Origin of the sequence: Pseudomonas sp. G5001 (genome assembly GCF_013385475.1) — a bacterium.
Classification (GTDB): Bacteria; Pseudomonadota; Gammaproteobacteria; order Pseudomonadales; family Pseudomonadaceae; genus Aquipseudomonas.
On the sequence record NZ_JACAPZ010000047.1, the window covers coordinates 13,514 to 13,739 of the forward strand.

Genomic DNA, 226 nt, shown 5'->3' on the forward strand with positions numbered 1-226 from the left:
GGGGCCCGCAGATCAAAATCAAGAGCAGATCAAGATCAAAAGCACGCAGCCTCGCTGGCGCTCGACAGCTGGTACGGGCAGGGTGGCGCTGCTTTTCTGTAGGAGCTGGCTTGCCGGCGATGCAGACAACTCGGTTTTTCAGACACACCGAGGTGATGCCATCGCAGGCAAGCCAGCTCCCACATTTGAACCGTGCCCGCTTTAGCTTTAGCTTTTGATTTGGCTT